This window comes from Cupriavidus sp. 8B (assembly GCF_054589115.1).
Window position 1 is genome coordinate 57088 of record NZ_BAAILO010000150.1, and the last position, 9102, is coordinate 66189.

Annotated in this window: 7 protein-coding genes; 2 read left to right on the forward strand and 5 right to left on the reverse strand. The window is 62.0% G+C overall.

Going from position 1 to position 9102, the window contains the following annotated elements:
- The first annotated feature begins 588 nt into the window (after window positions 1–588).
- Window positions 589–2496: an acyltransferase family protein gene (locus tag ACYP5B_RS15450; RefSeq protein WP_459570299.1), complete on the forward strand. Its 1908-nt coding sequence runs from the start codon at window positions 589–591 to the stop codon at window positions 2494–2496.
- A 338-nt stretch (window positions 2497–2834) separates the two neighbouring features.
- Here ACYP5B_RS15450 and rfbC read toward each other — a convergent pair whose 3' ends face one another.
- Both rfbC and rfbD read right to left on the reverse strand, forming a co-directional pair.
- Window positions 2835–3383 (reverse strand): dTDP-4-dehydrorhamnose 3,5-epimerase, encoded by a 549-nt coding sequence (rfbC, locus tag ACYP5B_RS15455; protein WP_459570300.1) that lies wholly within the window; start codon window positions 3381–3383, stop codon window positions 2835–2837.
- Between the two features lie 58 nt (window positions 3384–3441).
- Window positions 3442–4359 carry a dTDP-4-dehydrorhamnose reductase gene (gene rfbD, locus ACYP5B_RS15460; RefSeq protein ID WP_459570301.1) on the reverse strand — a complete coding sequence of 306 codons (918 nt, stop codon included), beginning with the start codon at window positions 4357–4359 and terminating at the stop codon, window positions 3442–3444.
- A 528-nt stretch (window positions 4360–4887) separates the two neighbouring features.
- Here rfbD and ACYP5B_RS15465 point away from each other — a divergent pair.
- Entirely contained in the window at window positions 4888–5733 is an 846-nt protein-coding gene (locus ACYP5B_RS15465) for a symmetrical bis(5'-nucleosyl)-tetraphosphatase (RefSeq protein WP_459570302.1), read from the forward strand.
- Between the two features lie 23 nt (window positions 5734–5756).
- Here ACYP5B_RS15465 and ACYP5B_RS15470 read toward each other — a convergent pair whose 3' ends face one another.
- The 3 genes from ACYP5B_RS15470 to ACYP5B_RS15480 all read right to left on the reverse strand — a co-directional run bounded on the left by ACYP5B_RS15470 (window position 5757) and on the right by ACYP5B_RS15480 (window position 8978).
- On the reverse strand, window positions 5757–6605 hold the full coding sequence (locus ACYP5B_RS15470) for a lysophospholipid acyltransferase family protein (protein WP_459570312.1): 849 nt from the start codon (window positions 6603–6605) through the stop codon (window positions 5757–5759).
- 63 nt (window positions 6606–6668) lie between these two features.
- Window positions 6669–7943, reverse strand: a complete 1275-nt coding sequence (locus ACYP5B_RS15475) for a dihydroorotase (protein WP_459570303.1) — start codon at window positions 7941–7943, stop codon at window positions 6669–6671.
- A gap of 63 nt (window positions 7944–8006) precedes the next feature.
- Complete coding sequence (locus ACYP5B_RS15480) at window positions 8007–8978, reverse strand: aspartate carbamoyltransferase catalytic subunit (protein ID WP_267604069.1); 972 nt, start codon at window positions 8976–8978, stop codon at window positions 8007–8009.
- Window positions 8979–9102: the final 124 nt, after the last annotated feature.

Sequence of the window (9102 nt, forward strand, 5' to 3'; positions counted from 1 at the left end):
CCGAGGCTGGGCCGGGTTCTACGATGGTCACCCATCTTTTTGTAGCCTGTTGTAACCTCCCACCGCAAGGTCTGGACAAATACGACGGATACCCAATTCCATCATTGCCCTCCCTTTTAGCACCCAATATTGTTATATATAAGTCACTTTATGAGCGGCTAGTAGCCGATTTCCGCACTCCACTCTTGAAACTGCATCTGTCCATGGGCACAGACTTCAGCAGCGTATTTCTCCCTCGGGAACCTTGCCGACTCGTATCTAGTGCCGCCACGGGATCGCGCAAGCCAGCACAAGATTGGCGGTATGCGTCCCCACCGTCAAGGCCTGCCCGGCATCAGTTGGATGCTACCCGTGGGCCTGTGAAAGTTCCGATACAACAAAGCATTGTTGCCCCCTGTCAGGCCAATCCACATCACAAGCAGAGCCCAACCCTCTCCACTAGTCACATTCTTTGAACTCGGCGATCTCCGAAGCCGGCGAGGGAACAGCCTGAAACCCAAGTGAGGATGATCATTGCCCGCCGCAGGCTTCGTGGCGCGCGCCAGTGGATAGGCTAGAATCGTCCGGTTCTTGACAATTTGCGACACCGTGGCCAATAACACAGCCCTCCCCTACCGGCCCGATATCGATGGCGTGCGTGCTATTGCCGTGCTGTCGGTGATCCTGTTTCACCTCGACTACCACCTGGTTTCGGGCGGGTTCATTGGCGTCGACATCTTCTTCGTGATTTCGGGATATCTGATCACGAGGATAATCGCCACCGAAATCTCCGAGCGACGCTTCACGTTCAGGTCGTTCTACGTTCGCCGCATTCGCCGGATATTGCCCGCCTTCCTGTTGGTGATCGCCGCTACAGTGATTGTTGGCCGGATCCTGCTGCTCCCCGACGATTTCGGCGAACTCCTCGCCTCAATCAAGTATGCTGTTGCCTTCGGCGCCAACCTCTACTTCTCGAAGGACCGAGGCTATTTCGATCTAGCATCGGATGAGAAACCGCTCCTGCATATTTGGTCGCTGTCTGTGGAGGAACAGTTCTACTTCGTCTGGCCAGCCCTGCTCATTGCACTGTATTTTCTTGGCGAGAAATGGCTTAGACAAAAGAAGCGGCTGCACCAGCCTTTCGTGGTCGCCTCAGTCACCGTTTTGGTTGTCTTGGCCTTCGCCTACAGCGAATACGCGCTCCGCCACCATGCCGTGCCCACCAAACTGTATTTCCTGCTGCAAACCCGCTTCGGCGAGTTGATGATCGGGGCGCTGGCAGGTATCGTGCCGGCCTGCGCGAGACGAACTCATGCCAACTTATTGAGCCTCATCGGCTTGTGTGGCATCTTCGTGGCACTTTTCGCAATCGACCGCCATGACTCGTTCCCAGGCGTGCTCGCCCTATTGCCATGCCTCAGCACCGCTCTCGTGCTGTACGCCGGGCAGGCACACCCTGGTGCGCCGACGCCTGTGGCGAGACTGCTCGCTTGGCCACCGCTAGTGTATGTCGGCCTGCTTTCGTATTCGCTATATCTGTGGCATTGGCCGATCCTGGCGTTCATGCGTTACGTTTACGGCAGCTACGCACTGCCAGTCTCTTGGAGCCTTGTGGCCGTGAGCCTTACTGTGGCGCTCTCGTGCTTCTCATACCATGCCCTGGAAAAGCGCACGAAGTCCGCAGCGATATCGCTCCCCACGGCGCTGCTTGGCACCTACATGGTACCGAGCGGGCTCCTCCTCATGCTTTGTTTCGTGGGGATGCCGCAGGCCTCCACAGCGATAAACGACACAAGCCTGACCTCCTATGGCACGGACGTCTGCCATGGCACATTCGCCGGAAGATGTGTGCGGGGTGATCCTGCCAAGACGCCGACAGTATTGATGATCGGCGATTCGCATGCGGCCTCACTCAATTCGTTCATCGACGTGGTCGGGAGGAATGAGCACTGGTCTGCGATGGTCGTCACCGGGAGTTCCTGCTCGCCAGTGTTCGACTTCGACGAAAGAGTGCTACCTGACTTCGCGCAAAAGCCCTGCTCCGACCTGAGGCGCTATGTGCGAGAGAATTACGAAAAATACGATGCAATACTTATTGCTTCATATTGGGCGTTCCAACTTGGCAAGATCGATCTGCCATCGGACAAAGACTACCTGCGAAAATTCGAGAAGACCGTACGTGTCATGGCCCAACACAGTCCCGTCTACGTGTTTTCGGATGTGCCGCGCCTCCCCGTCTCGCCGCTTCGGCTGGCGCACTTCGAGGCTCTGCGCCTGCATGTGGGAAGGGCGCTGCCCCAGCAGACTGTCACGGCAAACGCCTCCATTCGAAAGATCGTAGAGTCGATACCAAACGCACATTGGGTCGACCTGGCGCCAAGCCTACGACGATTCGACCCGAATAGTGCCTATCAGGGCCTGCCGATCTATTTCGACGAACAGCACCTGAACTTGTACGGCAGCACTGCCCTCGGCCGGGTTTTCATCAGCACAGGCACGCTCTTGAAGCAACAGTAGCCTGCCGTCCGCGCCGATTCGCACAGCATAGCAGTGAGGCTATTTGTCATTCGCATATAGCGGCATAGACCACGCCGGGAGCCCAACGTTGACATAGCCCCGGGCACTTCTTCCCACCACGGGGGTGGGCGCGTGGCTGTACATTTTAGGCCACAAAAAGAGAATCCTGACTCAGGCACTAAAGAGCGGCTTTAGCCCTACTCGCCAAATCGGAACGGCGTGATCGATGATTTTTCGCGACGCTGAATATACAGCGCGCACTCGCCCAATTCTTTTCCGCATATTGCGGACTTAGCAGCAATCTATGCCCAGCTGCGCCTACACGTACCATTGCTAGCTCAGAATACCTCGGCCATTGCCAACGGCACCCCAAGCCTGGATTCGGCCATGATCAACGGCACACCGACGTCCGGCCATGCCACCCCTATCGTTGGGTCATCCCAGCGAATGCAGCGTTCGGATTCGGGATGATAGTAATCGCTTGCCTTGTAAAGTACGTCCGCACTGTCGGACATGACGAGGAAGCCGTGGGCAAATCCCTCAGGTATCCACATGTGGCGCATGTTCTCGGCGGACAACATCGCGCCCGTCCATCTCCCGAACGTTGGCGACGCCCGGCGTATGTCGACAGCCACATCGAATATTTCGCCGATGACGACACGGATCAGCTTGCCCTGCGGATGCTGGATTTGATAATGAAGGCCACGAAGTACGCCGCGCGCGGAGCGGGAGTGATTATCCTGCACGAATTCGCGCTTCAGCCCGCTCGCCTGTTCGAATTCACGCGCATTGAAGCTCTCGAAGAGGAATCCGCGGTGATCGTGAAACAACTTGGGTTCAAGGATGAGAACCTCCGGCAGCTCCGTCGGAGTGATAGCAAACTTCATGGCTTCGCTGCGCCGGTTCCGCCGGCCAGGTTCATACTTTTACGCATAGCATTTGTAGTCACGGAAATATCTGGTCCAGAAGTAGATGGACACCTTCTTGCCAATCGGGGAGGTGCAGGCCGAAACGCTCCCGCAGCTTGGTCGTATCCAGCACAGAGTTAGCGGGCCGGCGCGCCCGTTGCTGCGCAGCCCGCGTGTCGATCGGCTCGACATTTAGCGGACCCGTCTTGAGCGCAATACCACGGGCCTGCGCCAGACGCAAGACTTCGCAGGCATACCCATGCCAAGAAATCTGCCCGGCAGCGGCCAGATGAAAAATGCCCGAGGGAAAGCTGGCCTGATCGCCTTCCAGCCCACTGCGTGAAACGATTTGCGAAGTGACATCCGCGACCAACGCAGCCGTTGTGGGGGCGCCAAACTGGTCTGCGACCACCTGTAACCGATCACGCTCGCGCGCCAGCGATAGTATGGTCTTAACGAAGTTGGATCCGTGCGCACCGGCAACCCAGGAGGTTCGCAATATCAAGGACGTGCAGCCGGCTTCGGCGATCGCTCGCTCGCCGGCAAGCTTGGACTGGCCGTACACCGACAGCGGGTTGGCGGCATCTGCTTCCACATAGGGCTGGGCCTTGCTGCCGTCGAACACATAGTCGCTCGAATAATGGACGAGTAAGCTTCCCAGCGCTTTCGCCTCCTCCGCGAGGATTCCTGGCGCCACAGCATTGATGGCATAAGCGGCCTCGCCCTCCTCTTCCGCACGTTCAACCGCCGTGAAGGCGGCAGCATTAAGGATCACATCGGGCCGACACTGCCTGAGTACCCCACGCAATGCATCCGGCCTGGAAAGGTCGCAAGCGTTGCGGTCCAGCGAAACAACCCGTCCTAGCGGCGCGAAACTGCGCCGCAACTCAAACCCGATCTGGCCATTGCTGCCCGTAACAAGAATGGTGCGAGTCGAACAATCCTTACGCCACATATTGTCAAACCTCCTGCAAATACCCGGCGCACAATGCCACCTGGAGCCTGTCAAGCCCGATTCGCTCCCCGCCGGATGCCGGCATGAGTTCCCGGCAAGCGCGTAGCCGGTCGATTGGCGCGAGCTGCCCCGGCAGTGGAGCGCGGCGGCCATTCGGCCGCCGACGCTAAAGTGATGCTAAAATTACTTTATTGCGTGCATAAGCCAACTCATCTGCCTCGATAGTGATGTCAGCCACTGCGGAGATCAACCCATCCGGCACCCAGCGCAGGCCAGAATGCTAGTCCCCCATGGACGAGAATATGTGACAACTCCGTGCCTCGCTTATTATCTGATTCGTATTCCCTGGCGCTCCACTTGGCCGCCAAGGATACGGCAGGATCCCTTGTCTCCCCCGAGTGGCCGTATTCTATCCGAACCAATCCATGGGGCCTGACTGAACCCGGCACCACAGCGCAGTGCCTCGCATCGGCCCCACTAAACTCGCTAGAAACATGAATTCAACGACGAACAGTTTCCTTCTCCGCGATGACCTATAGAAAGGCGACGCGAGAAAACTACGCGATCGGAGACCTTCAGGGCTGCGACGAATCGCTTCTTGCACTGACCGAGCGGCTACCGTCGAAAGCCGAACTCCGCTTTGTCGGCGACCTGATCAACCGCGGCCCGGCTTCCGCACGCACGCTGCGAACCGTCCGCCAGCTCGGTACACGCGCCGAATCCGTCCTCGGCAACCACGACATCCACCTGCTGGCAGTCGCTGCCGGTGTGCGCAAGCGCGGCCGCAGCGACACACTCGACGAGCTCCTTGATGCACCGGATTGCGCCGAATTAGTCACATGGCTGCGACATCGCCCCCTGGCCATCCATGAAAACGGCTTCCTGCTCGTGCATGCCGGCGTACTACCGCAATGGACGGCCGAGCAGACGATGGAACTGGCGGCGGAAGTGGAGCAAGAACTGCGCGGCCCCAACTGGCAGGCTTTCCTGGCTGACATCTTCGGCAACGCGGCGAATCGGTGGGAAGCAGGTCTGCGCGGCATCGAGCGCCACCGCGTAGTGGTCAACGCCCTCACCCGCCTGCGCTTTTGCAGCGCGGACGGCGTGATGGACCTGAAGGCCAAGGATGGGCCCGGTAGCATGCCCGCGGGCACTATGCCCTGGTTCGACGTCCCTGGCCGTCGCACCGAAGACACCACCGTGGTTTGCGGACACTGGTCCACGCTCGGGTTGTTAATGCGCCCCAACCTCATGGCGCTGGACACGGGATGCGTCTGGGGTGGCAAGCTTACGGCGGCGCGGCTGGCGCCGGACCCGGCGCAGCGCTCGCTGATCCAGGTGGATTGCCCGAAATACTGCGATCCGCTCGCTTGAGCCAGCGGCCGCGCAGGGGCAAATTACGGCGCGGCAGCCGGCGCGGGCGAATCCGTAGCTTCGCCTGCCTCCCGGAAGGCAGGTTCGTTTCCGGCGCCGCCATTGACGCGCCCCGCCAGTTCTGCGGCATGCTGTTGTGCGCCCTGGCTCAGATGGGTCACCACTTCCCGCGCGGCCTCGGCCAGTTCGCGCCGGCTGGCGCTGGTGGCGGTCAAGGCCGGCGCGAAGCAAAGCCTCGCGATGATCGGCGGCGCCCGCAGGATGGAATCGAGCGTCTGCAGCAGGGTCAGATCCCCGATATACGCCGGCGCCGCAGTCGGCTGCCCCGTAGCCGCATCCAGATACGCCAACCCAACCGGCTGCACCGGCAGCCCGCCCGAGATCGGCGCCTGCATCAGATTGGCATGAAACGGCAGCACGCTGCTACCGTCCGTGGTGGTCCCCTCGGGAAACACGCAAACCAAATCGCCCTGCAGCATCACATCGGTGATGGCATGCAGCACGCGATGCGCGTCGCGCTTGCGCGCCCGTTCGATAAAAATGGTGCCGGTCTGCCCGCACAGCCAGCCGATCACGGGCCAGTCGCGGATCTCCGACTTGGCCACGAAGCGCACCGGCTGCCAGCAATTGATGACGTAGATGTCCAGCCACGAGATGTGGTTGCAGACCACCATGGCACCGCGGGGCGGCGCCTGCCCGGGCTCCAGCCCCTGCACCTCGACAGTTACCCCGCAAATCCCCAGCAGCCGGCGAGACCAGCGCCGGATATGCCATTGCCGCGATTCAACGCCCAGCCATGGGAACAGCACGGCGCAGGTGACCAGGCCGCGCAGCAGGTGGAGGATCAGAGCGGTCTTGCGCAGCCAGATCATGCAGACCTCGCCGGCATGCCCGTCCGAGTCGTCTTGCCCGTATCCACTTGGCAAGTCATGGCTTCAGTGCAGTTCGTAGACGACGTGGCCGCCGACCAGCGTGGTGCGCACGCGGCCACGCATGTCGTAGCCGAGCCACGGCGAGTTCTTGCCCTGGCTCTTGAGCGCGCGCCGCTCCACCTTCCACTCCTGCTCGGGATGGAAGATGCAGATATCGGCCGCGCTGCCGGTGCTCAGCGTGCCAGCCGCCAGGCCCAGCACGCGGGCGGGCTCCGCCGTGATGCGGGCGAGCGCCTTGCCCAGCGGCACCTTGTGCTCCTCGGCCCAGCGCAGCGTGAGCGGCAGCAGCAGTTCCAGCCCGGTGGCGCCGGGCGAGGCTTCGGCGAAGGGCAGCAGCTTTTCGTCGTCGTCCACGGGGGTGTGGTCCGAGCACAGGGCATCGATGGTGCCATCGGCCAGACCCGCCACGATGGCGTCGCGATCGCGCGCGCTGCGCAGCGGCGGCGAGAAGCGCATCTGCGAGTTGAAGTAGCCGATGTCCATATCGGTCAACGACACGTGGTGGATATTGACGTCGCAGGTGACCGCGAGGCCTTCGCGCTTGGCCTGGCGTACCAGTTCGATGCCGGCGGCGGAGGACAGCCGGCACAGGTGCACGCGCGCGCCGGTGCTGCGCATCAGCTCGAAAATGGTGTGCAGGCGCACCGTCTCGGCGATCACCGACATCCCGGACAGCCCCAGGCGAGATGCCACGGCGCCGCTGGCGGCCACGCCGCCACCGAGGTAGGGATCCTCCGGGCGCAGCCAGACCGTGAAGCCGAAGGTCTTCGCATACTGCAGCGCGCGCAGCAGCACCTGGGTATTGCGGATCGGCGCCTCGGCCTGCGAGAAGCCGATGCAGCCGGCCTCGGTCAGTTGCGACATCTCGGTCAGCGTTTCGCCGTTGAGGCCCAGCGTCAGCGCGCCCAGCGGATAGACATGCGTCTGGTTAAGGGTGCGGGCGCGGTACTTGAGCATCTCGACCAGGCCGGGCTCGTCCAGCACGGGGTCGGTGTCGGGCGGGCAGACCAGGCTGGTCACGCCGCCGGCGGTGGCTGCCGCCACTTCGGATTCGAGCGTGGCCTTGTACTCGTAGCCGGGCTCGCGCAGCCGCGCGGAGAGGTCAACCAGGCCGGGGCAGACGATCAGCCCGGCCGCGTCGATGGTCTTGTTGGCATGGAAGTCCGCCGGCGCGCTGCCCACGCCGACGACCTTGCCGGCGGCAATGTAGAGGTCTTGCTGCGCATCGACGTTCGCGGCCGGGTCGATCAGGCGGCCGCCCTTGATGTGGATCTTCATATCGTGTCGCTTGGCTTGTATTCGGTTGTTCTGGCTTGGACGCTATCGTCCGCTATCACGCTGTCAGTCGTGGTTTCCGGCCACGATGCCCATCACGGCCATGCGTACCGCAATGCCGAAGGTCACCTGGTTGAGGATCACGGACTGCGGCCCGTCGGCCACGGCGGAGTCGATCTCCACGCCGCGGTTCATCGGGCCCGGGTGCATCACGATGGCATCGGGCTTGGCCAGCGCCAGGCGCTCGGGCGTGAGGCCATAGGCCTTGAAGTATTCCTGCGCCGAGGGCAGCAGCGCGCCGCTCATGCGCTCGTTCTGCAGGCGCAGCATGATCACCACGTCCACGCCCTTGAGTCCCTCTTCCATATTGTGGAAGACGCGCACGCCCATCTGCTCGAGCCCCGAGGGCAGCAGCGTGCGCGGGCCGATGGCGCGCACTTCGGGCACGCCCAGCGTGGTCAGCGCGTGGATGTCGGAGCGCGCCACGCGGGAGTGCAGGATGTCACCCACGATGGCGACCGTGAGATTGGTGAAATCCTTCTTGTAGTGGCGGATCGTGTACATGTCGAGCAGCCCCTGGGTGGGGTGCGCGTGGCGGCCGTCGCCGGCGTTGATGACATGCACATGGGGCGCGACGTGCTCGGCGATCAGGTAGGGGGCGCCGGAGCTGGCGTGGCGCACCACGAACATGTCGGCCGACATCGCCGACAGATTGTTGATGGTGTCGAGCAGCGACTCGCCCTTGCTGGTGGACGAGGCGTTGATGTTCAGGTTGAGCACGTCCGCCGACAGCCGCTTGGCGGCAATCTCGAAGGTGGTGCGGGTGCGCGTGGAGTTCTCGAAGAACAGGTTGAACACGCTTTTGCCGCGCAACAGCGGCACCTTCTTCACTTCGCGGTCCGAGTCGGACAGCGAGACAAACTGGCTGGCAGTGTCGAGGATGTGCGCGACCATCTCGCGCGACAAGCCCTCGATCGAAAGCAGGTGCTTGAGCTCGCCGTTCTTGGTCAGTTGCGGGTTGCGGAACGTCTTGATCATGGCAGGTAGAAAGGGCCGGGCGGTGGCGTTGACTGGTCTGGGCAGGTTTGGATCGTGCTGGCCGGCGCGCCCTTGTGGGCGCGCTGGCCGTTGGGCCGGGCAGGCGTAGTTGCCGGTGGCCTCG

Coding starts and splice junctions, on each gene's coding strand:
- rfbC (WP_459570300.1), bottom strand. CDS start 3,383: ATGAAGTTTGCTATCACTCCGACGGAGCTGCCGGAGGTTCTCATCCTT.
- rfbD (WP_459570301.1), bottom strand. CDS start 4,359: ATGTGGCGTAAGGATTGTTCGACTCGCACCATTCTTGTTACGGGCAGC.
- ACYP5B_RS15465 (WP_459570302.1), top strand. CDS start 4,888: ATGACCTATAGAAAGGCGACGCGAGAAAACTACGCGATCGGAGACCTT.
- ACYP5B_RS15470 (WP_459570312.1), bottom strand. CDS start 6,605: ATGATCTGGCTGCGCAAGACCGCTCTGATCCTCCACCTGCTGCGCGGC.
- ACYP5B_RS15475 (WP_459570303.1), bottom strand. CDS start 7,943: ATGAAGATCCACATCAAGGGCGGCCGCCTGATCGACCCGGCCGCGAAC.
- ACYP5B_RS15480 (WP_267604069.1), bottom strand. CDS start 8,978: ATGATCAAGACGTTCCGCAACCCGCAACTGACCAAGAACGGCGAGCTC.